The sequence below is a fragment of the Streptomyces sp. Root1304 genome, assembly GCF_001426405.1.
Lineage (GTDB): Bacteria > Actinomycetota > Actinomycetes > Streptomycetales > Streptomycetaceae > Streptomyces.
Window position 1 is genome coordinate 182,215 of the sequence record NZ_LMEP01000028.1, and the last position, 26,946, is coordinate 209,160.

Sequence of the window (26,946 nt, forward strand, 5' to 3'; positions counted from 1 at the left end):
GCGCGCACGGCGGACACGAGAAGGGCCCGGGCGTGACGACGCCCGGGCCCTCTTCGTATGTCTTTCCGTGTGTCCGTGCCTTCCGGCGCCCTACTCCCCGCCGATCCGGAACAGCGCCCACACGACCTTGCCCCGCAGCGTCCCCGCCAGCGGGTGCCAGCCCCAGCCGTCGCTGAACGAGTCGACCAGGAACAGCCCGCGCCCCGACTCGGCGGCGAAGTCCTCCTCGCCGCCGCGCGCCTCCGGGCTCTCCTGGCTGGGGTCGCGCACGGCGCACACGAGGCGCGAGGACCAGCGCATCAGATGCAGCCGGACCGGTGGGTTCTGGCCGTCTTCCTGGGGCGCGTCGCCGGGCACCGCGTGCCGCAGCGCGTTGGTGACGAGCTCGGACACGACCAGGGCCACGTCGTCGAAACGCTCCGTCAGCTCCCAGCGGTCCAGCGTCGCGCTGGTGAACTTCCGGGCCCCGCGCACGGCTTCGTACCGGGCGGGCAGGGCGCAGGAGGCGGAGGTGGAGACGGCGCCGGGATCGATCGGCGGCAGGCCCTGCCGTAACGGCTCGAGCACGGTCGATCCATTCGTCCCCATGCGAGGCACTCCCGGGAATCGCGACTGTGGTGCGACAACACGACAACACGAACGAGTACGCGGCTGCGCGGGGTCCATGGTTCCGAATGCGACCACTGGATGCAAGGGCAGATGCACGTGCACGCGCCTGACCTGTCCGTCCCCGTGCCTAATCTGTGCATAAGTCGTCCACAGGTTGAGGCCGACCTGCCGATGATTTCCCGGGATCTGCACGCGCCGTGCCCGCGGATGCCCGGAAGTAGTCGTCTTTCCGTAATCGAATGTGTACGCGCTGAAGCGTTTGGTGGCAGAATCCGGGGCTCGACGGGGGCTCGACACCGTAAAGGGGAGGCTGGGAGCCGTGACCGCAGGCGAATCGGGCGGAGCGAGCGGGAGTGTGGTGCGGCGCATCCTGCTGGGCTCCCAGCTGAGGCGGTTGCGCGAGTCGCGCGGGATCACCCGCGAGGCGGCCGGCTACTCGATCAGAGCGTCCGAATCCAAGATCAGCCGCATGGAGTTGGGACGTGTGAGCTTCAAGGCCAGGGACGTCGAGGATCTGCTCACGCTCTACGGGGTCGGGGACGAGGCCGAGCGCGGCTCGCTCCTCGGGCTCGCCCGCGAGGCCAACGTGGCCGGGTGGTGGCACAGCTTCGGCGACGTCCTGCCGGGCTGGTTCCAGACGTACATCGGTCTGGAGGGCGCCGCCTCCCTCATCCGCGTCTACGAAGTGCAGTTCGTCCACGGCCTGTTGCAGACCGAGGCGTACGCCCAGGCGGTCGTCACCCGGGGCATGCCCGACGCCTCCGCCGCCGAGATCGACCGTCGGGTCGCCCTCCGTCTCGAACGCCAGAAGGTGCTCGTCTCCGAGCGCGCCCCGCAGCTCCACGCCGTCCTCGACGAGGCCGCGCTGCGCCGCCCGTACGGCGACCGGTCCGTCATGCGGGGCCAGTTGAAGCACCTCATCGAGATCTCCGAGCACCCGGGCGTCACGCTCCAGGTCATGCCCTTCAGCTTCGGCGGCCATGCCGGCGAGAGCGGCGCGTTCACGATGCTGAGCTTCCCCGAGTCCGACCTCTCCGACATCGTCTACCTGGAGCAGCTCACCAGCGCCCTCTACCTCGACAAGCGCGAGGAAGTCGCCCAGTACCAGCGGGTGATGGAGAAGTTGCAGCAGGACGGTCCCGATCCGGCCGAAAGTCGCGATCTTCTCCGGGGTCTCCTTCAACTCTCCTGATACATCAGTACGATGACGCCACATCAGTCGCACTGCAGGTAGCGGGTAGAGGGGTCTCCACCATGTCGCACTTCACCGACCTGGCCCACCAGTACATCGACGGCGAGTGGAAGCCGGGCAGCGGCTCGTGGGACATCATCGACTTCAACCCGTACACCGGGGAGAAGCTCGCGTCGATCACCGTGGCCACCGCCGGCGAGGTCGACCGCGCCTACCGGGCCGCCGAGCGCGCCCAGGCCGAGTGGGCCGAGACCAACCCGTACACGCGCCGGCTCGTCTTCGAGCGCGCACTGCGGATCGTCGAGGACCGCGAGGACGAGATCGCCGAGACGATCGTCGCCGAGCTGGGCGGCACCCGGCTCAAGGCGGCCTTCGAGCTGCACCTCGCCAAGGAGTTCCTGCGCGAGGCGGTGCAGCTGGCGCTGCGCCCCGAGGGCCGCATCCTGCCGTCCCCCGTCGACGGCAAGGAGAACCGGGTCTACCGCGTCCCGGTCGGCGTCGTCGGCGTCATCTCCCCCTTCAACTTCCCCTTCCTCCTCTCGATCAAGTCGGTCGCGCCCGCGCTCGCCCTCGGCAACGCGGTCGTCCTCAAGCCGCACCAGAACACCCCGATCTGCGGCGGCACCCTCGTCGCCAAGGTCCTGGAGGAGGCCGGTCTGCCCGCCGGTCTGCTGAACGTCGTCGTCACCGACATCGCCGAGATCGGCGACGCCCTCCTCACCCACCCGGTCCCGAAGGTCATCTCCTTCACCGGCTCCGACAAGGTCGGCCGCCACGTCGCCACGGTCTGCGCGCAGAACTTCAAGCACGCCGTCCTCGAACTCGGCGGCAACAGCGCCCTGATCGTCCTCGACGACGCCGACGTCGACTACGCCGTGGACGCGGCCGTCTTCAGCCGCTTCGTGCACCAGGGCCAGGTCTGCATGGCCGCCAACCGCATCCTGGTGGACCGGACCGTGGAGGAGGAGTTCACCGAGAAGTTCGTCGCGAAGGTGAAGACCCTCCGCGTCGGCGACCCGGCGGACCCGGCCACCCACATCGGCCCGCTGATCAACTCCCAGCAGGCGGAGGCCGTCTCCTCCCTCGTCGACCAGACGGTGGAGGCCGGCGCGACCGCGCTGCTCCACGGCACGGTGGACGGCAACCTCGTCTCCCCGTCCGTGCTCACCGGCTTCGCGCCCGACGCGCCGGTCCTCGGCCAGGAGATCTTCGGCCCGGTCGCCCTCATCGTCCCCTTCGACGGCGAGGAGGAGGCCGTACGGATCGCCAACGACACCCCGTACGGGCTCAGCGGCGCCGTCCACACCGGCGACATCGAGCGGGGCGTGCGGATCGCCAAGCGCATCCACACCGGCATGATCCACATCAACGACGGCACCGTCCACGACGAGCCGATCGTGCCCTTCGGCGGCGAGAAGCACTCCGGCATCGGGCGCCTCAACGGCGACGCGATGGTGGACTCCTTCACCACCCAGAAGTGGATCTCGATCCAGCACGGCCGGAGCCGCTTCCCGTTCTGATCCTTCCCGCTCCGGTCCTTCCCGTTCCGAATCCTTCTCGGGGACGCTCGCCCTTGAGGACAGTGGTTGTCCTCAAGGGTCCGTAGCGTGAGGGGTGTCGAGAAGGTTCACGTACGGAAGGCGGACATCATGGTCACTCACGTTTCGGCCGAGACCCCCGGTGACGAGCGCGGCGCGCTCCTCAACTTCGTCGAGACCCAGCGCGCGGCGCTCCGGCGCTCCCTCATCGGTCTGACCGAGGAGCAGGCGGCGAGCCGCCCCAGCGTCAGCGAGCTGAGCCTTTCCGGGCTGGTCAAGCACGTCGCCGAGGTCGAGCTGAACTGGCTCCGGCTCGCGCAGCGGCAGCCGAACGAGAGGCAGCGCGACCAGGACACCTGGAGCGAGGGCTTCCGGCTGGTCGAGGGAGAGACCATCCCGGAGATCCTGGACTTCTGGGCGGGCGTGGCGAAGGAGACCGAGGAGTTCACCCGGTCCGTGCCGAGCCTGGACGACACCTTCCCGCTGCCCGAGGCGCCCTGGTTCCCCAAGGACGGCCGCGTCTCGATGCGCTGGATGCTGCTCCACCTGGTCGAGGAGGCCGCCCGGCACGCGGGCCACGCCGACATCATCCGCGAGTCCCTCGACGGCAAGGGCTCCTTCGCGCTCGTCGCGGAGGAGAACGCCCTCTCATAGTCAATGTTGACTAATATCGACGCATGTCAGCGATCCGACTTCTCGTCCTGGGCGCGGTCAAGCAGCACGGCCGCGCCCACGGCTACCAGGTGCGCAACGACCTGGAGTACTGGGGCGCGCACGAGTGGTCCCACGCCAAGCCCGGCTCGATCTACCACGCGCTGAAGCAGATGGCGAAGCAGGGACTGCTGCACGCGCACGAGGTGGCGCCGAGCACGGTCGGCGGACCGCCGCGCGTCGAGTACGAGCTGACGGAGGCCGGCACGGAGGAGTACTTCACGCTCCTCCGTGAGGCGCTGACCACGTACGACCAGAAGACGGACGTCCTGTCGGCGGCCCTCGGCTTCATGGTGGACCTGCCCCGCGAGGAGGTCACCCTGCTGCTGCGCCGGCGGGTGGAGGCGCTCGACGAGTGGCGGACGTCGGTGACCGAGTACTACACGCCGGAGGACGGCCCCGGCCGGCTCGGGCACATCGGCGAGATCATGCACATGTGGATCCACTCGGTGGACGCGGGCAAGGAGTGGACGCTCGGGCTGATCGAGCGGATCGAGGGCGGCGCGTACGTCTTCGCGGGCGAGGGCGCCCCCTTCGTGGGCGTCCTGGCGGAGGGCGAGGAGAACCCCTACGCGGTCTGAGGTGGTCCGGCGGTCCGGCGGTCCGAGGTCGGCCGGATGCTCCGGCGCGCCTCGGCCGGGATCGCGGGAATCGGCGGGGCCGCTGAAATCCGTGCGCTAATCAAGTTTGACTATCACCCCTTGAGGGCATACCGTCCCCTGTCGGCGACAGCTGGTCAAGTTTGACTACGATCTCGTGGGATCTTCAGGAGGAGACGGATGACAGCGGAAGCGATCCTCGTGGAGGGCGCACGCAAGCGGTACGGCGGGAAGGACGCCCTGGCCGGCCTCGACCTGAGCGTCGGGCGCGGCACCGTCCACGGCCTGCTCGGCCCCAACGGCGCGGGCAAGACCACGACGGTACGCATCCTGGCCACCCTGCTCCGGCACGACGAGGGCCTGGTGCGGGTGGCGGGGCACGACGTACGGACCGAGGCACGGGAGGTACGGCGCCGGATCGGCCTCCTCGGCCAGCACGCGGCCCTCGACGAGGCGCTGGGCGGCCGGCAGAACCTGGAGATGTTCGGCAGGCTCCACCACCTCGGCGCCCGCCACGCCGGGGCACGGGCCGACGAACTCCTGGAGCGCTTCGGCCTCGCCGACACCGGCCGCAAACCCGTCGGGCAGTACAGCGGCGGGATGCGGAGACGGCTCGACCTGGCCGCCGCCCTGATCACGGAGCCCGAGGTGCTCTTCCTCGACGAGCCCACGACCGGACTCGACCCGCGCGGCCGGGGCGAGGTCTGGGACTCGGTGCGCTCCCTGGTCGGTGGCGGCACCACCGTGCTGCTGACCACCCAGTACCTGGAGGAGGCCGACCGGCTGGCCGACCGGATCTCGGTCGTGGACCGGGGCCGGGTCGTCGCCGACGGCACGTCCGACGCCCTCAAGGCACGGGTCGGCGCGGACCGCGTCGACGTGGTCGTACGGGACGCGGCACGGCTCGACGAGGCCGCCGGGCTGCTGCCCGCCGCGCGGGCCGAGGTGAGCGTCGACGCCGACCGGAGGCGGCTCAGCGTGCCCGCCGCCGACCGCACGGCCTCGCTCATCGAGGCCGTGCGGGCCCTGGGAGAGGCCGGGATCGAAGTGGAGGACATCACCCTGCGGCGCCCCACGCTCGACGAGGTCTTCCTGCACCTGACGGACGCGCCGGACGCGCCGGACGCGCCGCACACGACGGACGCGCGCGGGGAGCGGGAGGTGGCCGTATGAGCGCCGCGTACGTGCTGGGCGACTGCTGGACGATGACCCGCCGCGAGCTCGCGCACTGGGCGCGACAGCCGGTGCAGGTCCTCGTCGGGCTCGTGTTCCCGGTGATGATGCTGCTGATGTTCGGCTATCTGGTCGGCGGCGGGCGGAGCGTCGACGGCGACTACGTCGACTACCTGGTGCCCGGCATGCTCACCCTCACGATGGTCTTCGGCCTCGAAGGCACCATGACGGCGGTGACGCGGGACCTGGAGAAGGGCGTGATCGACCGGTTCCGGTCGATGCCCATGGCCGACGGCGCGGTGCTCGTGGGGCGGGCGTCCGCCGACATGCTGCAGTCAGCGGTGGGTCTGCTCGTGATGGTCGGGGTCGGCCTCGGGATCGGCTGGCGGGCGACCGGAGGGCTCGGGAGCGCCCTGGGGGCCCTGGGGCTGCTGCTCCTGCTGCGTTTCGCGATGCTGTGGATCGGGATCTTCCTCGCCCTGGTGGCGGGGCGCGCCGAACTGGTGCAGGCCGTGCAGATCCTGGTCTGGCCGGTGGGCTTCCTCTCCAACGCGTTCGCGTCGCCGGGCTCGATGCCGGGCTGGCTCGGCACGGTCGTGGAGTGGAACCCGATGTCGGCGACCGCGACGGCGGTCCGTGACCTCTTCGGCAACCCGGGCGGCGAGCCGGGGCACGTCATGGCGGCGGTGCTGTGGCCGCTGGTCCTGCTGGCGCTCTTCTTCCCGCTGGCGGTACGGAGGTTCGGGCGGCTCGGGAAGTAGCGGCCCCGGGGTGCGGGCCCTGCCGGGTGGCCCCGTACCCCCTCGCCCCCGTCCCCCGCCCCCTCAGTGATGGAAGGACGTCGCCGCGCTCTTGTCGTGCGTGAACGGCCCCGACTGGCGGCGGAGTTCGGGCAGGGCCCGGCCCAGGTCCTCGACGAGGAGCCCCGCCAGGTCGGCGGAGAAGCCGTTGCGGCAGACCACACGGAGCACGGACAGGTCCTCGCGGTTGGGCGGGAAGGTGTACGCGGGGACCAGCCAGCCCCGCTCCCGCAGCCGCCTGGAGACGTCGAAGACGTCGAAGGAGGTGACGTCGGGGGAGGTGGTGAAGGCGAAGACGGGCAGCTGGTCGCCGCGGGTGAGGAGCCGGAAGTCGCCCAGCGCCTCGATCCGTTCGGCGAGCCCGCGGGCGATGTCCCGGGAGGTCTGCTGCACCGCCCGGTAGCCCTCCCTGCCGAGCCTCAGGAAGGTGTAGTACTGCGCGACGACCTGGGCGCCCGGCCGGGAGAAGTTGAGGGCGAAGGTGGGCATGTCACCGCCCAGGTAGTTGACGCGGAAGACGAGTTCCTCGGGGAGTTCGGCGGGCGAGCGCCACAGTGCCCAGCCGACGCCCGGGTAGACCAGGCCGTACTTGTGGCCGGAGGTGTTGATGGAGGAGACCCGGGGGAGCCGGAAGTCCCACACCAGGTCCTCGTCGACGAAGGGGGCGATCATGGCGCCCGAGGCGCCGTCGACATGGACGGGGACGTCGAGACCGGTGCGTTCCTGGAGGGCGTCCAGGGCGGCGCAGATCTCGGCGACGGGTTCGTAGGAGCCGTCGAAGGTCGAGCCGAGGACGGCGACGACCCCGATGGTGTTCTCGTCGCAGAGCGCGGCGGCGGACTCGGCGTCGAGGTGGAAGCGGTCGCCCTCCATGGGGACGAGCCGGGGCTCGACCTCCCAGAAGTTGCAGAACTTCTCCCAGCAGACCTGGACGTTGGCGCCCATCACCAGGTTGGGGCGGGCGCCGCCCGGGTACCGGTCGGCGTTCCGATGGATCCAGCGGCGCTTGAGGGCGATCCCGGAGAGCATGCAGGCCTCGCTGGAGCCGGTGGTGGAGCAGCCGACGGCGGCGGCCGGATCCGGGGCGTTCCACAGGTGGGCCAGCATGGCCACGCAGCGGCGTTCCAGTTCGGCGGTGCGCGGGTACTCGTCCTTGTCGATCATGTTCTTGTCACGGCACTCGGCCATGAGGACACCGGCCTGGGGTTCCATCCAGGTGGTGACGAAGGTGGCGAGGTTGAGCCGGGAGTTGCCGTCGAGCATCAGCTCGTCGTGGACGAGCTGGTAGGCGCTCGTCGGGGGCAGCGGGCCGTCGGGCATCCGGTGCCGCGGCGGGGCCTCGTTCATGCCGCCGACCGGGTTGGCCTCCCCGTAGAAGGGATTGAGCGCGAGCCGGCGCTCGGGCCCGGAGGGGGAGGCGGCGGGACCCTGGTGGAGCGGCATGGGGGACTCCTTCTGTCCGGCGGGCGGGGGAGCGGGTCAGTGCAGCGAGCGGCCCTGCTCGTCGAGTTCGAGCTGGGGGCGGCCGGTGACGAGCAGCCAGGCGGGCAGCGAGGCCACGCAGAGCAGGGCGAGCATCGCGGGGGAGGCGGCGAGGACGGCCGCGGTGAAGAGGCTGATCCAGCCCTGCCGGGTGGTGGCCAGGAGGACACCGAGGACGGCGGAGGAGACGGCGACCGCCGGGTGGACCTCGGGGACCAGGGCCTGCGCGCACAGTCCGAAGGCCGCGCCGATGAAGACGGCGGGGAAGATCCGGCCGCCCCGGAAGCCGCAGGAGGAGGCGACGAGGAGGGCGAGGAGTTTGACCGCCGCCAGCTTGGCCAGCTCGCCGGAGGACCAGCTCCCGAGGGAGGACGTGAGCTCCTTGACCTCCGCCAGGCCCTTGAAGAGGGTCAGGGGGCCGCCCAGGGCGCCCAGGAGTCCGAGGACGAGGCCGCCGAGGGGAAGCATCACCATGGGGTGGCGCAGCCGCCGGAAGGCGGCGTGGACGTAGGGGAAGAGGAAGCAGGCCGCGAGGCCGAAGAGGGCGGCGGCGGAGGCGATGACCATGGCGGCGAGCAGGTCGCTCCCACCGGGGTCGGTGAGCGGCGGGAGGCCCATGTCGAAGCTGGGTTCGGCGAGCAGCTGGGTGGTCATCGCGCCCGCGCCCGCAGCGACCAGCGGGGCGAAGAGCCGGTCCCAGAGGGAGCCCCGGCCCGGCTGCCCCGCGAGGGCCTCGGAGATGACGAGGGCGGCGGCCACCGGGGTGCCGAAGAGCGCGCCGATCGTCGCGGACGAGGCCAGCGCGACCCAGGCCGCGCCCGGCACGGCGGGGGCGGCCTTGCGGCCGAGCCAGTACGCGAGGGCGATGTTGGTGGCGATGATCGGGTTCTCGGGGCCGAGGCTGACCCCGCCGGCGAGGGCGAGCGTGCTCGCGAGGAGCAGCCCCGGTACGACCCCGGGGGCGAGCGGCGGACCGCCCAGGCCCATGGCGGCCGGGTCGGGGCCCGCGTGTCCCGGCGCCTTCCAGACGACGAGGCCCACGGCGACGCCGGTGGCCGTGAGCATGGTGATGATCCAGAGGGAGGAGTGTCCGCCGATGCCGAGGGCGTCCGGCAGGTCGTCCCAGAGGACGCCCTCCAGCTTCTCCGCGAGCGCGCTGATCCCCAGGAACAGCAGGCTCGCCACCACGCCCACCAGGAGCGCGGGCAGGACCTGCGGGAGCAGGATCCGCAGCGGGGACCTGTCGGCGCCGGGCGCCGGGGCGGGGGAACCGGGCGGACCCGAGGGGGCGGGCGGAGCGTGATCGGTGGCCACCGGCCCACCATATGTGGGCAAATGCCGCACAACATCCTGAGATCCCCGGCCGGAGGGCCGCCCACCGGCTTGCACCTCACGTCACGTCAGGCCCGAGGCTGACACCCGTACCGAGAAGGAAGGGGGCAGCCGATGGGCTACTCCGTGGGACAGGTCTCCGGCTTCGCCGGGGTCACGGTGCGGACCCTGCACCACTACGACGCGATCGGGCTGCTCTCCCCGCGCGGCCGCAGCACGGCGGGCCACCGCCGCTACGACGACGCGGACCTCGACCGGCTCCAGCGGATCCTGTTCTACCGGGAGCTCGGCTTCCCCCTCGAAGAGGTCGCCGCCCTCCTCGACGACCCGGACGCGGACCCGCAGGAGCACCTGCGGCGGCAGCACGCGCTGCTGACCGCGCGGATCGGCGAGCTGCGGAGGATGGCGGCGGCCGTCGAGCACGCCATGGAGGCGAAGAAGATGGGCATCAACCTCACCCCCGAGGAGAAGTTCGAGGTCTTCGGGGACAAGGACCCCGAGCGGTACGCGGAGGAGTCCGCCCGCCGCTGGGGCGGCACCCACTCCCACGAACTGGCGCAGGCCAGGGCCGCCGTGTACACCAAGGAGGACTGGCAGCGGATGAAGGACGAGGTGGACGCCTGGGGCACCGCCTACGCCGCCCTCATGGACCGGGGCCTGCCCCCGGCCTCCGAGGAGGCGATGGACCTCGCCGAGGCCCACCGCCGCCACCTCACCACCTGGTTCTTCGAGTGCCACCCGGAGACCCACCGGCGCCTCACCGAGACGTACCTCGCCGACGAGAACTTCCACGCCTTCTACGAGGCGATCCACGAGGGACTTCCCGAGCACCTGCACGCCGCCGTCCGGGCGAACGCCGAACGCCTGACGGCCTGACCCCGGCCCCCGCGGCCCGCCTCAGGCGCGCGGTGCGATCACGACCGCCGTTCCGTACGCACAGACCTCGGTGCCGACATCGGCCGCCTCGGTCACGTCGAAGCGGAACATCAGCACCGCGTTCGCACCGCGCGCCCTGGCCTGCTCCACCAGGCGTTCCATCGCCTGGTTCCGGGTCTGCACGAGGGTCTTCGTCAGACCCCGCAGCTCACCGCCGATCATCGACTTCAGCCCCGCACCGATCTGGCTGCCCAGATGGCGGGAGCGCACGGTGAGCCCGAAGACCTCACCGATGACCTGCCGGACCTCGAAGCCCGGCACGTCGTTCGTCGTCACGACCAGTACGTCGGGGTGCGGCCCCTGACCGCCTCCGTACTCCTCGATGCCCATCGGCATACACCTCCTGACCCCCCACCCTCGGGGTGCCGGGCCTCCTCCGCATCCCGTGGGAGCCAGGTGGAACCGGGCGCGTTCGGCCCACGTTGATAGCTTGGGGCCAGCCGTCCCCCACGCCCCCACCAACCGCAGGAGCCCGGAACCCGTGAACACGCTTGCCCTCGGACCGAGCTGGCTGGACCCGGACTATCTCATCGGCACCTTTGGGCTGATCGGTGTCCTCGTCATCGTCTTCGCCGAGTCCGGACTCCTCATCGGGTTCTTCCTCCCCGGTGACTCGCTCCTCTTCACCACCGGCCTGCTCGTCACCACCGGCAAGCTGGACACCCCGCTGTGGCTGGTCTGCACCCTGGTCGTGGCCGCCGCGGTCATCGGCGACCAGGTGGGCTACCTCTTCGGCCGCAAGGTCGGGCCCTCCCTCTTCAAGCGACCCGACTCCAAGCTCTTCAAGCAGGAGAACGTCGAGAAGGCCCACCAGTTCTTCGAGAAGCACGGCCCGAAGTCGCTGATCCTGGCCCGCTTCGTCCCCATCGTGCGGACGTTCACGCCGATCATCGCCGGCGTCAGCCGCATGAACTACCGCCAGTTCATCACGTTCAACATCATCGGCGGCGTGCTCTGGGGCGCCGGCGTGACCCTCCTCGGCGCCTCCCTCGGAAACATCGACTTCGTGCACAAGCACATCGAGATGATCCTCGTCGGCATCGTCCTGATCTCCGTGGTCCCGGTCGCCATCGAGCTGCTCCGGGCCCGCTCCCACGCCAAGAAGGAGCAGGCCTCGGGCAACGACCACGACGCCCCCGGCACCCCCAACCCCCGCGGCCGCCACGCCAAGCGCTGACACCGCCCGCCGACGCACCACGAGGGGCCCCGCACCACGTGCGGGGCCCCTCGTACGTACAAGGCTCAGGGAAGCCCCCACAGTCCGCGAGGCCCCCGCTCAGAAGCCCCTGGTCCGCTTCGCCGCCCGGCGGGCCGCCGCCGCACCCGGCGCCTGCATGAACAGCCGGGCCAGCTCCCCACCCAGGTTCACCCCGATCGCGATGGCCAGCGCCAGCGCCGCCGCCTTCGCCAGCGACGCGAAACCCTGGTCCAGATTGTTCTGCGCGATGGCCAGCACCCCGAAGTACGTCGCCGAACCCGGCAGCAGCGGACCGATCGCCGCCGTCACGTACGGCAACGACGAAGTGTGCTCGTAGCGGGCGATCAACTGCCCGAAGAGACCCACCAGACCCGCCGCCACCGCCGTCGCCATCACCGTCGAACCATCGGCCGTCACCGCGATCGACGCGTAGATCACCCAGGCCACCCCGCCGTTCAGCGTCGCGAACAGCACCGTCGACCGCGACTGCTGCAACAGGATCGCGAACGTCGCGCACAGCACCATCGACGCCAGGATCTGCGTCACCGGCCGCTCCACCGCGTGCAGCGCCCCCTCGGGATTCAGCTGCGCGTCGAACTGCACCGCGATGTACAGCACCGACAGCACACCCACCACGATCGCGACGAAGAAGTACGCGACCTCCAGGAGCCGCGCCGACGCCGTGATGTAGAAACCCGTCAGACCGTCCTGCACGGCCGCCACCAGCGCCCGCCCCGGAATCAGCGCGAACAGCCCACCCGTGATCACCGCCGAAGGCCGCAGCTCCGCGTGCAACAGCGTCAGCAGCACCCCCATCGCCGCCGGCGGCATCGCCGCCACCAGGAACTGGTAGAACTCCGGCATCCCGCGCCCCGCGAACAGCCACGCCAGCCGGTCCCCCAGCACCGCGCCCAGCGCCGCCACGAAGAAGACCGTGGGACCACCACCCAGCAGCACCGAGGCCGCACCCGCCAGCACACCCGCCGCCGCCGTCAGCACCCACCCCGGATACGGATGCCGGTTCCGCCGGATCTCCGCCAGCCGCCGGTACGCCTCCTCGGGCGTCACCTCGTGCGCCCGGTCGTTGATGTCCGCCAGCAGCGTGTACACCGCCGCGAGCCGCGTGTAGTCCGTCCCCCGGCGCCGCACCGTCCGGTTCGCCGTGATCGGATCGTCCACCAGCGACGGCTGGTACGTCACCGACAACAGCGTGAACGTCACCGTCGGCTCGACCCGGTCCAGACCGTACGAACGGCAGATCACGAACATCGCCGCCTCGACGTCCTCCGCACCCTCACCACCCGCGAGCAGCAGCTCGCCGATGCGCAGCGTCAGGTCGAGCACACGCGGCACCGAAGGACCCGACTCGTCCTCCTTGCGCAGCGCCTCCGGCACCGGCCGCTCACCCACCGGCAGCCGCAGCATCGTCCGCATCCGGTCCTGCCACGGAGCGTCCTGCGGCAACCGCACCAGCGGAATCCCGTACGCCGGAGTGAACGCGGGCGGAGAGGTCTTCGCCGAATACGTCGCCGGCGTCGCGAACGCCGAACCCTCCGGCTCGGCCGGCGGCTCCGGCGTCAGCCCCCGCGGAAGGGAGAACTCGGACGTCGGATGCTCCTCCTCGGGCGGCGCCGGCTGATCCACCCCGGCCGGCGGCACGAACGCACTCCGCGCCTCGTCCGACTGCGGCTTCCGGTCCTCCGGAACCTCGCCCGGAGCGTCCTTCCCGCCCTCCGGCTCCGCCACCACTCTCTCCGCCTCACTGCCTAGGGAACCGTGGCTTCCAGTATGAGCACGGAACGGACGTGCGAAAGGCGGTGCACCCCAAGAGGTGCACCGCCTTCTCACACGACCGGAACGGAAACCGGCTCAGTGGCCGCCCTGCTCCTTGGCCCGCGCGTACGACTTCTCGATCTCTTCCTCGGCCTCGGCGCGACCGACCCAGTCGGCACCCTCGACCGACTTGCCCGGCTCCAGGTCCTTGTAGACCTCGAAGAAGTGCTGGATCTCCAGGCGGTCGAACTCCGCCACGTGGTGGATGTCCCGCAGGTGCTCCATGCGCGGGTCCGTCGCCGGGACGCACAGCAGCTTGTCGTCGCCGCCGGCCTCGTCCGTCATACGGAACATGCCGATGGCGCGGCACTTGATCAGGCAGCCCGGGAACGTCGGCTCGTCGAGGATGACGAGCGCGTCCAGCGGGTCGCCGTCCTCGCCGAGGGTGTTCTCCACGTAGCCGTAGTCGGTCGGGTACGCCGTCGACGTGAACAGCCGACGGTCCAGGCGGATGCGACCCGTCTCGTGGTCGACCTCGTACTTGTTCCGCGATCCCTTCGGGATCTCGATGAGAACGTCGAACTCCACGGGTGGCTCCTCCTGAATCAACACAAGTGAATGCTCGCGACGGCGCGCGGTGGTTAAGTGTCCCTCACGCACGTGTGTGATCGCGAAAGGGGCTGGTCAGCAATGCCCGAGCCGAGGATGTGGCAGCTCACGGCGGGCTCCGCCGTCCTCGGTCTGGCCCTGGCCGCCGCGGCGGTGACCGCGGCCGGCCCGTGGGACTCGGGCCAGCGTACGGCCGAGCGGGCCCGCGCCGCCGCCCCGCAGGCGGGTGGCACACGTCACTCCCCGGCCCCCGCACCCCCCGCACCCCGCCTCCCCGCACCCGCCCCCAGCGCCCCCGGCGTCCTCACCGCCCTGCACGCCCCCGCGCCCGGCACCCGCCCCGCCGACCTCGCCGCCGTCCTCGTCCCCCTGCTCGCCGACCCCGGACTCGGCCCGCTGCGCACCGCCTCCGTCGTCGACACCGCCACCGGCACCCAGCTGTACGGCGAAGGCGCGGGCACCCCCATGACCCCCGCCTCCACGGTGAAGATCGCCACCGTCGCCGCCGCGCTCTCCGCCCTCGGCCCCGACCACCGCATCCCCACCACCGTCACCGCCACCCCCGACGGCACCACCGTCACCCTCGTCGGCGGCGGCGACCCCACCCTCGACCCCACCCGCCTCAAGGCCCTCGCGACCGACACCGCCCACGCCCTCAGGAAGCGGGGCACCACCTCCGTACGCCTCACACACGACACCCACCTCTACGAGGGCCCCCGAATCCACCCCATCGGCCCCAACGAGAACCTCGCCCCCGTCGTCGCCCTCATGACCCGCGAAGGACGCCTCGACGACAGCGCGAGCGGCCCCGCACCCCGCACCGCCGACCCCGCCGGCGACACCGCCACCGCCTTTGCCGCACTCCTCACCGAGGCGGGCATCACCGTCACCGGCGAACCGACCCCCGGCCGCGCCCCCAAGACCGCCCCCCTCGCCCGTACGTACTCCGCCCCCCTCGCCGACCTCGCCGAGCGCACCCTCACCCACAGCGACAACGACCTCGCCGAAGCCCTCGCCCGGCAGACCGCCCTCGCCCGGAAGCAGCCCGCGAGCTTCGACGGCGCCGGCCGGGCCGTACGCGAGGAACTCGGCCGCCTCGGCCTCCCCGTCACCGGCGCCCGCTTCGCCGACGGCAGCGGACTCGACCGCGACGACCGCGTCTCCGCCGCCCTCCTCACCGCCCTCCTCACCCGGGCGGCCGACCCCACCCGCCCCACCCTGCGCCCCCTCCTCACCGGACTCCCCGTCGGCGGCTTCACCGGCACCCTCGCCGAACGCTTCGACACCACACCCGCCCGCGCCGGAGCCGGCCTCGTCCGCGCCAAGACCGGCACCCTCACCGGCGTCAACACACTCGCCGGAACCGTCGTCACCCCCGACGGGCGCCTCCTCGCCTTCGCGTTCCTCGCCGGCCGCACCACCTCCCCGTACGAGGCACAGCCCGCCCTCGACCGGCTCTCCGCCGCCCTCGCCGCCCCGCGCTGACCCCCGCCCGACCCCCTCCGGGCCCCCGCCCCGACCCGCACCGAAGCCGTCCCGAACCCACACCGAACGGCCCCCGAGACCGTACGGTTGACGCATGACGAGCATCGGTGGCGCAGGCACATCAGGGATGGTCGACTGGAACCTCGCGGTCGCGACCGCGACCCGCCTCGTGCGGCCCGGACCCGAAGTCGGCCGCGACGAGGCCCGCGAGGTCGTCGCCGAACTCCGCAGGCACGCCAAGGCCTCGGAAGAACACGTCCGCGCCTACACCCGGATGATCCCCGAGGGCACCGAACCGCACGACACCCCCGTCCTCGTCGTCGACCGCGCCGGCTGGATCAGGGCCAACGTCGCCGGCTTCCGCGAACTCCTCACCCCGCTCCTCGGCAAGATGCAGGACCGCCGCTCCGCCAACCCCGGCAGCGCCGTCCTCGGCGCCGTCGGCGGCAAGGTCACCGGCGTCGAACTCGGCATGCTCCTGTCCTTCCTGGCCTCCCGCATCCTCGGCCAGTACGAGACCTTCGCCCCCGCCACCCCCGACCTCCCCGGCGGGCCCGGCGGCGGCCGCCTCCTCCTCGTCGCCCCCAACATCGTCCACGTCGAGCGCGAACTCGACGTCTCTCCCCACGACTTCCGCCTCTGGGTCTGCCTCCACGAGGAGACCCACCGCACCCAGTTCACCGCCGTCCCCTGGCTGCGCGACCACCTCCAGGGCGAAATCCAGTCGTTCCTGGCCGCCACCGACGTCGACCCCGGCACCGTCGTCGAACGCCTCCGCGAAGCCGCCCAGACCCTCGCCGGCGGCCGACCCGAGGCCGAGGAGGGCGAACCCGCCCCCTCCTTCGTCGAACTCGTCCAGACCCCCGAACAGCGCGAGATCCTCGGCCGCCTCACCGCCGTCATGTCCCTCCTCGAAGGCCACGCCGACTACGTCATGGACGGCGTCGGACCCCAGGTCGTGCCCTCCGTCGCCGAGATCCGCGAGAAGTTCCAGCAGCGCCGCGCCCGCGGCGCCTCCCGCGTCGACCTCGCCCTGCGCAAGCTCCTCGGCCTCGACGCCAAGCTCCGCCAGTACCGCGACGGCGAACGCTTCGTCCGCGCCGTCGTCGACGAGGTCGGCATGGACGGCTTCAACCGCGTCTGGACCTCGCCCAACACGCTCCCCACCAAGACCGAGATCGCCGCCCCCGCCGACTGGATCGCGAGGGTGCACCGTAAGGCAGACTCGTGAGACGGGTGCGGCAGACGACACACGAACACGTCGGAACACCCCACCAATCACCCATCCGAGGGACCCTGAACAGAGGGTGAGGCGTGCAATGCTCGGGTAACGGCCGGGTTTCTGTCACCATCGACGCACTCTGAGTGACCGAGCCCCTTTCCGACCGTTAAGACTCCGACCGAGGCACCCCACCCCATCACGAAGGGCACCGGACATGGGTCCCCATCCTGCGGTCGCGGCGATACGCCTGGCGGTCCGCCGCGTACTCCACGACGTTCTCACCGAGCACCAGACCGACCCCGCCACGGCGGACGACGGAACCCCCCTCGTTCTCGTCGCCTGCTCCGGAGGCGCCGACTCCATGGCGCTCGCCTCCGCCCTCGCCTTCGAGGCCCGCAAACTCCCCGTGCGCGCCGGCGGCATCACCGTCGACCACGGACTCCAGCACGGCTCCGACACCCGCGCCCGCGAGGTCGCCGGACGCATGACCGCCCTCGGCCTCACCCCCGTCGAGGCCGTCGCCGTCACCGTCGGCCGCGAAGGAGGCCCCGAGGCCGCCGCCCGCGACGCCCGGTACGCGGCGCTGGACGCCGCCGCCGAGCGCCACGGAGCCACCGCGATCCTCCTCGGGCACACCCGCGACGACCAGGCCGAGACCGTCCTCCTCGGCCTCGCCCGCGGCTCCGGCATCCGCTCGCTCTCCGGCATGGCCGCCGTCTCCGGCTCCGCCGGCCGCTACCGGCGCCCCTTCCTCCGGCTCGACCGCCAGACCGTCCGCAAGGCCTGCGTCGCCCAGGAACTCGCCGTCTGGGACGACCCCCACAACAGCGACCCCGCCTACACCCGCTCCCGCCTCCGCCACGAAGGCCTCCCCGCCCTCGAGAAGGCCCTGGGCAAAGGCGTCGTCGAAGCCCTCGCCCGAACGGCCCAGCTCTCCCGCGACGACGCCGACGCCCTCGACACCTGGGCCGCCGACGCCGAGACCTCGGTACGCGACGAGGCGGGCGCCCTCGAATGCGCCAAGCTCCACGGACTGCCCCCCGCCGTACGCCGACGCGTCCTGCGCCGCGCCGTGATCGCCGAGGGCGCCCCCGCCGGCTCCCTCTTCGCCCGGCACATCGAGGAAGTCGACCGGCTCATCACCGGATGGCGCGGCCAAGGGGCCATCAACCTGCCCGGCCGCGTCGAAGCCCGTCGTCAGGGTGGCAGACTGGTCATCCGGCAAGGCTGACGCACGCTGCAACGAAAGTGACCCGGGTGAACGAGAAGGACATGGGCACCGACCTCCAGTCGGTGCTCATCACCAAGCAAGAGATCGACGCCAAGCTGGCAGAGCTGGCCGCGAAGATCGACGCGGAATACGCGGGCAAGGACCTGCTCATCGTCGGCGTCCTCAAGGGCGCCGTGATGGTGATGGCGGATCTGGCTCGCGCCCTTTCCACCCCCGTCACCATGGACTGGATGGCCGTCTCCTCCTACGGCGCCGGCACCCAGTCCTCGGGCGTCGTCAGGATCCTCAAGGACCTCGACACCGACATCAAGGGCAAGCACGTCCTGATCGTCGAGGACATCATCGACTCCGGCCTGACCCTGTCCTGGCTGCTGTCGAACCTCGGCTCGCGCGAGCCCGCCTCCCTGGAGGTGTGCACGCTCCTGCGCAAGCCCGAGGCGGCGAAGGTCGCGATCGACGTCAAGTGGATCGGTTTCGACATCCCCAACGAGTTCGTCGTCGGCTACGGCCTCGACTACGCCGAGAAGTACCGGAACCTTCCGTTCGTCGGCACGCTCGCCCCGCACGTCTACGGCGGCTGACGGTTCCGTCGCCACGGGGAACCCGTACCGCCTTCCCCCCGTTGAACCACGGGAAGGCGGTCGCGGGCGACGATGCTGAGGTACCGTCCGAAGAACAGCTTTTTCACACAGCAGCTCTCACAGCAGCATTTTCCTACGGGCAGGAGGGACGGGGCGTTCTCGCTCCGTATGGATGGACGTGAAGCGATACTTCCGTGGGCCGGTCATGTGGATCGTGCTGGCCGTCCTCGCCGTGGTCGTGCTGATGCAGGTCGTCGGCTCGTCCGAGGGCTACAAGACGGTGGACACCGGCAAGGTCGTCCAGGCGATCGACAAGAACCAGGTCAAGCAGGCAAAGGTCACCACCGGTGACGAGCAGATCGTCAAGATCGAACTCGTCGACGGCCAGAAGATCGACAACAGCAGCAAGGTCCAGGCCAGCTACATCGGCTCCCAGGGCGCCGACCTGGCCGACAAGCTGCAGGAGAAGTTCGAGGCCGGGCAGATCGAGAAGGGCTACACCGTCTCGCCGACGAAGCAGTCGCCCTTCGTCTCGATCCTGTTCTCCCTCCTCCCGTTCGTCCTCATCGTGGTCGTCTTCCTGTTCCTGATGAACCAGATGCAGGGCGGCGGCTCGCGCGTCATGCAGTTCGGCAAGTCCAAGGCGAAGCTCATCACCAAGGACACGCCGAAGACCACCTTCGCCGACGTCGCGGGCTCGGACGAGGCCGTCGAGGAACTCCACGAGATCAAGGAATTCCTCCAGGAACCCGCGAAGTTCCAGGCCGTCGGCGCCAAGATCCCCAAGGGCGTCCTGCTCTACGGCCCCCCCGGAACCGGCAAGACGCTCCTCGCGCGCGCCGTCGCCGGCGAGGCCGGGGTCCCCTTCTACTCGATCTCCGGCTCCGACTTCGTCGAGATGTTCGTCGGCGTCGGCGCCTCCCGGGTCCGCGACCTCTTCGAGCAGGCCAAGGCCAACGCGCCCGCCATCGTCTTCGTCGACGAGATCGACGCCGTCGGACGCCACCGCGGCGCCGGCCTCGGCGGTGGTCACGACGAGCGCGAGCAGACCCTCAACCAGCTCCTCGTCGAGATGGACGGCTTCGACGTGAAGGGCGGCGTCATCCTGATCGCCGCCACGAACCGCCCGGACATCCTCGACCCGGCCCTGCTCCGCCCCGGACGCTTCGACCGGCAGATCGCCGTCGACCGCCCGGACATGCTGGGCCGGCTGGAGATCCTCAAGGTCCACCAGAAGGGCAAGCCGGTCGCCCCGGACGTCGACCTCGGCGCCGTCGCCCGACGCACCCCCGGCTTCACCGGTGCGGACCTCTCCAACGTCCTCAACGAGGCGGCGCTCCTCACCGCTCGCAGCGACCAGAAGCTGATCGACAACAAGGCTCTGGACGAGGCGATCGACCGTGTGGTCGCGGGCCCGCAGAAGCGGACCCGGATCATGTCGGACAAGGAGAAGAAGATCACCGCGTACCACGAGGGCGGCCACGCCCTCGTCGCGGCGGCCTCGCCGAACTCCGACCCCGTCCACAAGATCACCATCCTGTCCCGGGGCCGCGCCCTGGGCTACACGATGGTCCTGCCGGACGAGGACAAGTACTCGACCACCCGCAACGAGATGCTCGACCAGCTGGCGTACATGCTGGGCGGCCGTGCGGCGGAGGAACTGGTCTTCCACGACCCGACCACCGGCGCCGCCAACGACATCGAGAAGGCCACGGCGACGGCCCGCGCGATGGTCACCCAGTACGGCATGACCGAGCGTCTCGGCGCCATCAAGTTCGGCGGCGACAACACGGAGCCGTTCCTGGGCCGTGAGATGGCGCACCAGCGCGACTACTCGGAAGAGGTCGCTGCGCTGGTCGACGAAGAGGTCAAGAAGCTCATCGAGACCGCGCACAACGAGGCCTGGGAGATCCTGGTCGAGAACCGCGACATCCTCGACAACCTGGTCCTCGCGCTGCTGGAGAAGGAGACGCTGGGCAAGGAGGAGATCGCCGAGATCTTCACCCCCATCGTCCGGCGCCCGGCCCGCCCGGCCTGGACCGGCTCCTCCCGCCGCACGCCGTCCACGCGTCCGCCGGTGCTCTCCCCCAAGGAGCTCGCACTGACGAACACGGCGAACGGCTCGGCCGCCCCGGTCGACACCACGAAGGGCATCGACATCGCCCCGGTGGACCCCGTCGAGGACTGACCGCAGTACCCCGGAATGGCTGCCGCGCCCCCACAGGTTTTAGCCTGTGGGGGCGCGGCATTTCGCGCACATCAGCCAGACGGAACGAGGCACAGAGATGACCGACCCGGTGACGCTGGACGGCGAGGGCACGATCGGCGATTTCGACGAGAAGCGCGCCGAGGCGGCCGTACGCGAGCTCCTCATCGCGGTTGGCGAGAATCCGGACCGCGAGGGTTTGCTGCAGACCCCTGCACGCGTTGCACGTGCATACAGGGAGTTGTTGGCCGGCATGAGGCAGGAGCCGGAGGATGTCCTGACCACGACTTTTGACCTCGGTCACGATGAAATGGTCCTCGTGAAGGACATTGAACTCGTTAGCTTCTGTGAACATCATTTGCTCCCGTTCCATGGTGTGGCCCATGTGGGCTACATCCCGGCGGAGAGCGGCAAGATCACGGGGCTCTCGAAGCTGGCCCGTCTCGTCGATGTCTTCGCGCGTCGTCCGCAGGTCCAGGAGCGCCTGACGACCCAGATCGCCGATTCGCTGATGAAGATCCTCGAAGCGCGCGGCGCGATCGTCGTCATCGAGGCCGAGCACATGTGCATGTCGGTACGCGGCATCCGCAAGCCGGGTGCGAAGACGACCACCTCGGCGGTACGGGGTCAGCTTCGTGACGCCACGACGCGTGCCGAGGCCATGTCTCTGATACTGGCTCGCTAGTGGCGGGTCGTCCGCCTCGCTCCGTACCGTCCCCGATCAGCGGAGTCGATCGCTGATCAAGGGGCGGTACGGAGTACGGGCCGGACCGGACCCTGGACGGCGACCGGACGGTCAGGGCGATGTCCGTGCCGGCCGTTAGTCTGCGTGGATGATCGAGACGACCTGTGAAGACCGCCGTTTTCCGGATGCGCTGGCCGATGTCGCCCGTGTCGAGTTCGACTACGACGACGGCGACGGGGTCGACTTCGAGCCGTACGACGACTTCGACTCGGCCGAGGAGACCACGGACTGGATCCGGCACTGGACCGGTGACCACGAGCTCGACGGGGGCGTGTTCCGCGTCTTCGGGCAGGACGGGGCCGGCGGTCGTGTCGCCCTCTGGTGCGTGCGGGACGGGCGGTCGCTGGCCGAGCAGCCGCTGGTGTTCCTGGGGTCGGAGGGCGAGCGCGGTGTCGTCGCCGGGAACCTCTCCGACTTCCTGTGGGTGCTGGCGGACGGCTTCGGGCCGATGGAGGCGGCGCTGGACCCGGAGGACGACCCCCGCCCGGACGCGGCTCTGGCCGAGCTCGCGGAGCGGCACGCGACCACTCCGCGCCGGACCGCCCGGGAGATCGTCACCGAGGCCCAGGCGGAGTTCCCGACCTTCTCCGACGACCTCGACAGGCTCTGCCGCTGAGCCGGGTCCTCAGACCCGCGCCTTGCCCGGCCCCTCGTCGTCGTCCTCCGGGAGCTTGCAGACGTGCTCAAGGAAGAGGGCGGCCGCGATGACGGCGACGCCCGCCGCCACCGAGAGGGCCGCGTAGAGGGCCTGGTCGCGGCGGGCCGGGACGTCCAGGGAGCCCAGGAGGAAGACGCCCGTGCCGCCGTACATGCCGGCGACCAGGGCGGCCACCAGGGCACTCGCCTGGCCGAAGACCACCGCGCGGGCCGCCATCAGGGGCTCGACGCCCTTCGCGCCGGGTCGGCGCTCGCGCTGGGCCTTGAGGCGGGTGCGGATCGACAGGGCGGTCGCGGTGAGGACGACGGCGATCACGGCGAGGACGATGGGCGCGGCGATCGGCACGCTGGGGAGGGTGCCGACCGAGTCCCAGAGTTTGGCGGCACCCCAGGAGAGGATGCCGGCCACGAGGAACAGTCCGGCGAGCACCTTCAGCCGCAGTTGTTTCACCGGGTGTCCTTCACGTGGTCGTCGGTCGTGGTTCGTGGGCGGTCTGCCACGAAGCGTAACGACTACTCGGGCAGACGGAGTTCCAGGTCGGTGCGGCGTGTGACGCCTTCGCGGCCGACGGCGGCGAGGAGCTCGGTGACGGCGCCGCGGCCGGGGATCACGGCCTCGGGGTCCACGTCGGCCCAGGGGGCGAGCACGAAGGCGCGCTCGTGGGCGCGGGGGTGCGGGAGGGTGAGGACGGGGTCGTCGGAGACCACGTCGGCGTACGCGACGATGTCGACGTCGATGGTGCGGGCGCCCCAGCGCTCCTCGCGGACGCGGTGGAAGGCCTCCTCGACGGCGTGGGCGCGCTCCAGGAGGGAGGAGGGCGGCAGGGTCGTCTTCACGAGCGTCACGGCGTTGAAGTACGCGGGCTGGCTGCCGGGCTCGACGCCCCAGGGCTCCGTCTCGTACACGGGGGAGACCGCCTTGACCCGGAGGCCGGGGGTGTCCGCGAGGGCGTCGACGGCCCCCTGGAGGGTCTCCAGGCGGTTGCCGAGGTTGGCGCCGAGGGCGATGACGGCCCAGCGCGGGTTGGAGAGGGTCACGTCGGCCGCGTCGACCGTCTCGACGACGGAGGCGGGTACGGGCTGGACGGTGGGGTCGCTGTGCGTCGGTTTCATCGTCGGCTCCGGGTGATCGTGATGGTCACGTCGTCGAAGGGCACGGTGATGGGCGCGTCCGGCTTGTGGACGACGACTTCCACCTCCTGGACCCCGGCGTGGCTGAGGCACTGCTGGGCGATGCGCTCGGCGAGGGTTTCGATGAGGTCGACGGGCTCGCCCTGGACGACGTCGACGACTTCCTCGGCGACGATGCCGTAGTGCACGGTCTTCGTCAGGTCGTCGTCGGCGGCCGCCGGGCGGGTGTCCAGGCCGAGGACCAGGTCCACGATGAAGGTCTGGCCCTCCTCGCGCTCCTTGGGGAAGACGCCGTGGTGGCCCCGGGCCTTGAGGCCGCGCAGCGCGACACGATCCACGCGAATCACTCCTGCTGTCGTAGTTCGGGTGGCCACGCAGCCGGGTGCGGACGGCCGGGTGTCCATCGTCGAATCTACCTGCGGGCACCGACAGGGCTTGCCCGTGGGGGGCCGTGGGCGGGTCCGGGGCGGCTTCTACGCGTCGTCCGGGCGGATGCCCTCGTCGCCGTCTCCCGCAGGCGGTTCCTCGGTTTCCCCGAGGACGGGGGAGGCGTGGTGGGACCAGATCCGCCAGCCTTCGGGTGTGTGGCGGAACACATTGGTGGCGACCACGAGCTGGCCGACCAGGGGTCCGAGTTCGGCGCCGTCCTCGGCGGGGCCGCCGCTGAGGATGTTCTCGGTGCAGGTGACGATCGCGGTGCCGCCGGCCAGGGAGATCTTCAGGTCGGTGAGGAAGAACTGGATGTACTCGGTGTTCGCCATGATCAGGGCGTACGAGCGGAGCACCTCGCCGCGGCCGGTGAGGACGGGCCAGCCGGGGTGGACGCAGGTGATGGGGGTGGCGCCGTCGTCGAGCCAGAGCGCGGAGACGGTCTCGAAGTCGCCGGTCTCCATGGCCTCGTAGAAGGCGGTGTTGGCGGCCTCGACGGCCGTCTCGTCGGCGCTGCGGCCCGTGCGGCTCACGCGGCTCCCTCGACGGCGCGGGCGACGCGTACGGCGTCGGCGGTGGCCCTGACCTCGTGGACGCGGACGGCCCACGCGCCCGCGTGGGCGGCGAGGGCGGAGACGGCGGCGGTGGCGGCGTCCCGTTCGCGGGCGGGCGGCGGGGCGGCGCCGGGTTCGCGGGTGAGGACGTGGCCGAGGAACCGCTTGCGGGAGGCGGCGACGAGGAGGGGGCGGCCGAGGGCGCGGAGCTCGGGGAGGTGGGCGACGAGTGCGAGGTCGTGGGGGGCGAGCTTGGCGAAGCCGAGGCCGGGGTCGACGACGATGCGTTCGGGGGCGATGCCGCCGTCGACGACGGCCTCCAGGCGGGTGCGGAGTTCGCCGACGACCTCGGTGAGGACGTCGTCGTAGACGGCGAGGCTGTTCATGTCCTGGCTGAATCCGCGCCAGTGCATGACGACGAAGGGGACTTCGGCGGCGGCGACGGCGGGGATCATCTCCGGGTCGGCGAGGCCGCCGCTGACGTCGTTGACGAGGAGGGCTCCGGCTTCGACGGCGCGGGCGGCGACGCCGGCGCGCATGGTGTCGACGGAGACGGTGACGCCTTCGGCGGCGAGGCCGCGGACGACGGGGACGACGCGGCGGAGTTCTTCGTCCTCGTCGACGCGGGTGGCGCCGGGGCGGGTGGACTCGCCGCCGACGTCGATCAGGTCGGCGCCCTGGGCGACGAGGTCGAGGCCGTGTTTGACGGCGGCCGTGGTGTCGAACCAGCGGCCGCCGTCGGAGAAGGAGTCGGGGGTCACGTTGACCACGCCCATGACGGCGCAGCGGTCCCACTCCGGCAGGCCCAGGGCCGTACCCCGGTCGATCGTCGTACTCATGTGTCCAGCGTAGGGCCCAGGGGCGGGATCAGGCCGCGTGGATCTCGCGCTCGACGGGGGCGGGGACGATGTGGGCGCAGGGGCGGGGGGCCGGGGCGGGGCGCCGTCGGGCGAAGGGGCGGGGCAGGGAGACGTTGACGAAGCCTTCGGCCTGCATGGCGGCGAAGCCGATGCGGGGCAGGTCGCGGCTGTTGCGGTAGACGACGAAGCGGGGTTCCCAGCGTGGCCGGAACTTGGCGTTGAACTTGTAGAGCGACTCGATCTGGAACCAGCGGGAGAGGAAGACGAGGAGTCCGCGCCAGACACGCAGGACGGGGCCGGCGCCGATCTTCTCGCCGCGGGCGAGGGCGGAGCGGAACATGGCGAAGTTGAGGGAGACGCGGGCGATGCCGAGGGCGGGGGCGTCCTGGAGGGCGGCGACGATGAGGAGCTCGTTCATGCCGGGGTCGGCGGAGCGGTCGCGGCGCATGAGTTCGAGGGACATGCCGTCGGGGCCCCAGGGGACGAAGTGGATGATCGCCTTGAGGTCGCCGTAGGGGGAGTGGGGGTCGTCGTCGCTGTCGGTCTTGTGGGCGGTCGCTATCACGGCGTCTCCGTCGCCGGGGGCGCCGATGCGGCCGAGGGCCATGGAGAAGCCGCGTTCGGTGTCGGTGCCGCGCCAGTCGGCGGCGGCGCGGCGGACGCGTTCGAGTTCGTCCTCGTCGAGGTCGCGGACGCGGCGGACGCGGGTGGTGTAGCCGTTGCGTTCGATGCGCTTGACCATCTGGCGGACGTTGCGCATGGCGCGTCCGGAGAGGGAGAAGTCGGCGACGTCGACGACGGCCTCGTCGCCGAGTTCGAGGGCGTCGAGTCCGGTCTCGCGGGTCCAGACCTGGCCGCCGGTCTCGGAGCAGCCCATGACGGCGGGGGTCCAGGAGTGGGCCTTGGCCTCGTCCATGAAGCGTTCGATGGCGCCGGGCCAGGCCTCGACGTCGCCGATGGGGTCGCCGCTGGCGAGCATGACGCCGGAGACGACGCGGTAGCAGACGGCGGCCTTTCCGCTGGGGGAGAAGACGACGCCCTTGTCACGGCGGAGGGCGAAGTGGCCGAGGGAGTCGCGGCCGCCGTGCTGGTCGAGGAGGGCGCGGAGCCGGGTCTCGTCCTCGTCGGTGAGGCGGGCGGCGGGGTGCTCGGGGCGGAAGGCGAAGTAGATGGTGGTGAGGGCGGTGAGCATGCCGAGGGCGCCGAGGGAGTAGCCGACGGTCCAGTCGACGCCCTTGGTGTAGCCGACGGGGCCTTCGAGGCCGACGAGTCCGTAGAGGACGTGTTCGAGGCGGTCGGCGAGGCTGGGGTCGCCGATGACGCGGCGCGGGTGGGCGCTGACGATGACGAGGCCGAGGGCGAGGGAGCCGGCGCCCATGAGGACGAAGTTGGCGAGGGCGCGCCAGCGGCTGCGGGGGTCGGGGAGGGCGGCGAATTCGTCGCGGTGGCGGAGGAGGAGGGCGAGGAGGACGAGGGAGAAGAGGGTGCCGATGACGGAGTGGCGCCAGACGAACTGGGCGGCGGCTCCGACGGGGAGGAGGACGACGACGGCGCGCCAGGCGCGGCGCTTGTTGCGCTTGAGGCCGTGGGCGAGGAGCAGGAGGAGGACGCCGGCGCTCAGGGAGAGGGCGGCGGAGAGGGGGCCGAGGGGGCCGAGGGTGCCGGGGAGGACTTCGGCGAAGGCGTGCATCCGGCTGACGCGGAAGCGGGGGAAGACGCCGGCGGCGATGTCGATGAGGCCGCCGAGGGTGACGGCCGTGCCGATGAGGGAGGGGACGTTCTCGGGGCGGGGGCCGCGGAGAATCCGGCGTACCCGAACCGGAACCAATCGCGATTTGTCCCCATCTACCGTGACAGACATGGCTTCCCGTGCTTCCCGTGGTCCTGCGAAGG

The 26,946-nt window shown here is 71.2% G+C and carries 27 protein-coding genes; 15 read left to right on the top strand and 12 right to left on the bottom strand.

What is annotated here, in order from left to right; translation table 11 throughout:
• Window positions 1-90 precede the first annotated feature (90 nt).
• On the bottom strand, window positions 91-588 hold the full coding sequence (locus ASD33_RS33215) for an ATP-binding protein (RefSeq protein WP_056569430.1): 498 nt from the start codon (window positions 586-588) through the stop codon (window positions 91-93).
• A gap of 340 nt (window positions 589-928) precedes the next feature.
• Here ASD33_RS33215 and ASD33_RS33220 point away from each other — a divergent pair, with 340 nt between their 5' ends.
• The 6 genes from ASD33_RS33220 to ASD33_RS33245 all read left to right on the top strand — a co-directional run bounded on the left by ASD33_RS33220 (window position 929) and on the right by ASD33_RS33245 (window position 6,583).
• On the top strand, window positions 929-1,801 hold the full coding sequence (locus ASD33_RS33220) for a helix-turn-helix transcriptional regulator (protein ID WP_056569432.1): 873 nt from the start codon (window positions 929-931) through the stop codon (window positions 1,799-1,801).
• Between the two features lie 62 nt (window positions 1,802-1,863).
• Window positions 1,864-3,321 carry an aldehyde dehydrogenase family protein gene (locus ASD33_RS33225; RefSeq protein WP_056569435.1) on the top strand — a complete coding sequence of 486 codons (1,458 nt, stop codon included), beginning with the start codon at window positions 1,864-1,866 and terminating at the stop codon, window positions 3,319-3,321.
• A 129-nt stretch (window positions 3,322-3,450) separates the two neighbouring features.
• Window positions 3,451-3,993 (top strand): DinB family protein, encoded by a 543-nt coding sequence (locus tag ASD33_RS33230; RefSeq protein ID WP_056569691.1) that lies wholly within the window; start codon window positions 3,451-3,453, stop codon window positions 3,991-3,993.
• A 23-nt stretch (window positions 3,994-4,016) separates the two neighbouring features.
• Window positions 4,017-4,631 carry a PadR family transcriptional regulator gene (locus ASD33_RS33235; RefSeq protein ID WP_056569438.1) on the top strand — a complete coding sequence of 205 codons (615 nt, stop codon included), beginning with the start codon at window positions 4,017-4,019 and terminating at the stop codon, window positions 4,629-4,631.
• Window positions 4,632-4,829: 198 nt separating this feature from the next.
• Window positions 4,830-5,822, top strand: a complete 993-nt coding sequence (locus tag ASD33_RS33240; RefSeq protein WP_056569440.1) for an ATP-binding cassette domain-containing protein — start codon at window positions 4,830-4,832, stop codon at window positions 5,820-5,822.
• Window positions 5,819-6,583, top strand: coding sequence for an ABC transporter permease (locus ASD33_RS33245; protein ID WP_056569443.1), 765 nt, complete (start codon window positions 5,819-5,821; stop codon window positions 6,581-6,583). The genes ASD33_RS33240 and ASD33_RS33245 overlap by 4 nt, the downstream gene beginning before the upstream one ends.
• A 63-nt stretch (window positions 6,584-6,646) precedes the next feature.
• Here the strand turns inward: ASD33_RS33245 and ASD33_RS33250 are convergent, their stop codons facing one another.
• Window positions 6,647-8,065 carry a glutamate decarboxylase gene (locus ASD33_RS33250; RefSeq protein WP_056569446.1) on the bottom strand — a complete coding sequence of 473 codons (1,419 nt, stop codon included), beginning with the start codon at window positions 8,063-8,065 and terminating at the stop codon, window positions 6,647-6,649.
• Between the two features lie 36 nt (window positions 8,066-8,101).
• A complete protein-coding gene (locus ASD33_RS33255) occupies window positions 8,102-9,337 on the bottom strand; it encodes an ion channel protein (RefSeq protein ID WP_277922107.1) in 1,236 nt (411 codons plus the stop codon).
• A gap of 213 nt (window positions 9,338-9,550) precedes the next feature.
• On the opposite strand from ASD33_RS33255, the gene ASD33_RS33260 reads away from it, so the two are divergent.
• Complete coding sequence (locus ASD33_RS33260) at window positions 9,551-10,312, top strand: MerR family transcriptional regulator (RefSeq protein ID WP_056569452.1); 762 nt, start codon at window positions 9,551-9,553, stop codon at window positions 10,310-10,312.
• A 21-nt stretch (window positions 10,313-10,333) separates the two neighbouring features.
• Here ASD33_RS33260 and ASD33_RS33265 read toward each other — a convergent pair whose 3' ends face one another.
• Window positions 10,334-10,702, bottom strand: a complete 369-nt coding sequence (locus ASD33_RS33265) for a YbjQ family protein (RefSeq protein ID WP_056569455.1) — start codon at window positions 10,700-10,702, stop codon at window positions 10,334-10,336.
• Between the two features lie 151 nt (window positions 10,703-10,853).
• On the opposite strand from ASD33_RS33265, the gene ASD33_RS33270 reads away from it, so the two are divergent.
• Window positions 10,854-11,549, top strand: a complete 696-nt coding sequence (locus ASD33_RS33270; protein WP_056569458.1) for a VTT domain-containing protein — start codon at window positions 10,854-10,856, stop codon at window positions 11,547-11,549.
• A gap of 99 nt (window positions 11,550-11,648) precedes the next feature.
• Here ASD33_RS33270 and ASD33_RS33275 read toward each other — a convergent pair whose 3' ends face one another.
• Both ASD33_RS33275 and ASD33_RS33280 read right to left on the bottom strand, forming a co-directional pair.
• The gene (locus ASD33_RS33275) at window positions 11,649-13,319 is read right to left on the bottom strand and encodes a threonine/serine exporter family protein (protein WP_056569461.1); all 1,671 of its coding nucleotides are present in this window, start codon (window positions 13,317-13,319) and stop codon (window positions 11,649-11,651) included.
• 120 nt (window positions 13,320-13,439) lie between these two features.
• The gene (locus tag ASD33_RS33280) at window positions 13,440-13,931 is read right to left on the bottom strand and encodes an inorganic diphosphatase (RefSeq protein ID WP_024758444.1); all 492 of its coding nucleotides are present in this window, start codon (window positions 13,929-13,931) and stop codon (window positions 13,440-13,442) included.
• Window positions 13,932-14,033: 102 nt separating this feature from the next.
• On the opposite strand from ASD33_RS33280, the gene dacB reads away from it, so the two are divergent.
• The 7 genes from dacB (at window position 14,034) to ASD33_RS33315 (ending at window position 22,038) form a co-directional block, all read left to right on the top strand.
• Entirely contained in the window at window positions 14,034-15,437 is a 1,404-nt protein-coding gene (dacB, locus tag ASD33_RS33285; protein ID WP_056569464.1) for a D-alanyl-D-alanine carboxypeptidase/D-alanyl-D-alanine-endopeptidase, read from the top strand.
• A gap of 94 nt (window positions 15,438-15,531) precedes the next feature.
• A complete protein-coding gene (locus ASD33_RS33290; RefSeq protein ID WP_079045147.1) occupies window positions 15,532-16,668 on the top strand; it encodes a zinc-dependent metalloprotease in 1,137 nt (378 codons plus the stop codon).
• Between the two features lie 205 nt (window positions 16,669-16,873).
• Window positions 16,874-17,890: a tRNA lysidine(34) synthetase TilS gene (gene tilS, locus ASD33_RS33295; RefSeq protein WP_056569469.1), complete on the top strand. Its 1,017-nt coding sequence runs from the start codon at window positions 16,874-16,876 to the stop codon at window positions 17,888-17,890.
• Window positions 17,891-17,931: 41 nt separating this feature from the next.
• Entirely contained in the window at window positions 17,932-18,471 is a 540-nt protein-coding gene (gene hpt / locus ASD33_RS33300) for a hypoxanthine phosphoribosyltransferase (protein ID WP_043226634.1), read from the top strand.
• A gap of 172 nt (window positions 18,472-18,643) precedes the next feature.
• Window positions 18,644-20,659, top strand: a complete 2,016-nt coding sequence (gene ftsH / locus ASD33_RS33305; RefSeq protein ID WP_056569472.1) for an ATP-dependent zinc metalloprotease FtsH — start codon at window positions 18,644-18,646, stop codon at window positions 20,657-20,659.
• A gap of 97 nt (window positions 20,660-20,756) precedes the next feature.
• Complete coding sequence (gene folE, locus ASD33_RS33310; RefSeq protein ID WP_056569475.1) at window positions 20,757-21,362, top strand: GTP cyclohydrolase I FolE; 606 nt, start codon at window positions 20,757-20,759, stop codon at window positions 21,360-21,362.
• A 148-nt stretch (window positions 21,363-21,510) separates the two neighbouring features.
• Window positions 21,511-22,038 (top strand): hypothetical protein, encoded by a 528-nt coding sequence (locus ASD33_RS33315; RefSeq protein WP_056569478.1) that lies wholly within the window; start codon window positions 21,511-21,513, stop codon window positions 22,036-22,038.
• Window positions 22,039-22,047: 9 nt separating this feature from the next.
• Here the strand turns inward: ASD33_RS33315 and ASD33_RS33320 are convergent, their stop codons facing one another.
• The 6 genes from ASD33_RS33320 to ASD33_RS33345 all read right to left on the bottom strand — a co-directional run bounded on the left by ASD33_RS33320 (window position 22,048) and on the right by ASD33_RS33345 (window position 26,914).
• The gene (locus ASD33_RS33320) at window positions 22,048-22,530 is read right to left on the bottom strand and encodes a DUF3180 domain-containing protein (protein WP_056569481.1); all 483 of its coding nucleotides are present in this window, start codon (window positions 22,528-22,530) and stop codon (window positions 22,048-22,050) included.
• Between the two features lie 62 nt (window positions 22,531-22,592).
• On the bottom strand, window positions 22,593-23,192 hold the full coding sequence (gene folK / locus ASD33_RS33325) for a 2-amino-4-hydroxy-6-hydroxymethyldihydropteridine diphosphokinase (RefSeq protein ID WP_056569484.1): 600 nt from the start codon (window positions 23,190-23,192) through the stop codon (window positions 22,593-22,595).
• Window positions 23,189-23,548, bottom strand: a complete 360-nt coding sequence (folB, locus tag ASD33_RS33330) for a dihydroneopterin aldolase (RefSeq protein WP_056569486.1) — start codon at window positions 23,546-23,548, stop codon at window positions 23,189-23,191. The genes folK and folB overlap by 4 nt, the downstream gene beginning before the upstream one ends.
• Before the next feature lie 135 nt (window positions 23,549-23,683).
• Window positions 23,684-24,172, bottom strand: a complete 489-nt coding sequence (locus tag ASD33_RS33335) for a nuclear transport factor 2 family protein (protein ID WP_056569489.1) — start codon at window positions 24,170-24,172, stop codon at window positions 23,684-23,686.
• On the bottom strand, window positions 24,169-25,032 hold the full coding sequence (folP, locus tag ASD33_RS33340; RefSeq protein ID WP_056569492.1) for a dihydropteroate synthase: 864 nt from the start codon (window positions 25,030-25,032) through the stop codon (window positions 24,169-24,171). Before folP ends, ASD33_RS33335 begins: the two co-directional genes overlap by 4 nt.
• Before the next feature lie 28 nt (window positions 25,033-25,060).
• Window positions 25,061-26,914 (bottom strand): phosphatidylglycerol lysyltransferase domain-containing protein, encoded by a 1,854-nt coding sequence (locus tag ASD33_RS33345; RefSeq protein WP_199863641.1) that lies wholly within the window; start codon window positions 26,912-26,914, stop codon window positions 25,061-25,063.
• Window positions 26,915-26,946 lie beyond the last annotated feature (32 nt).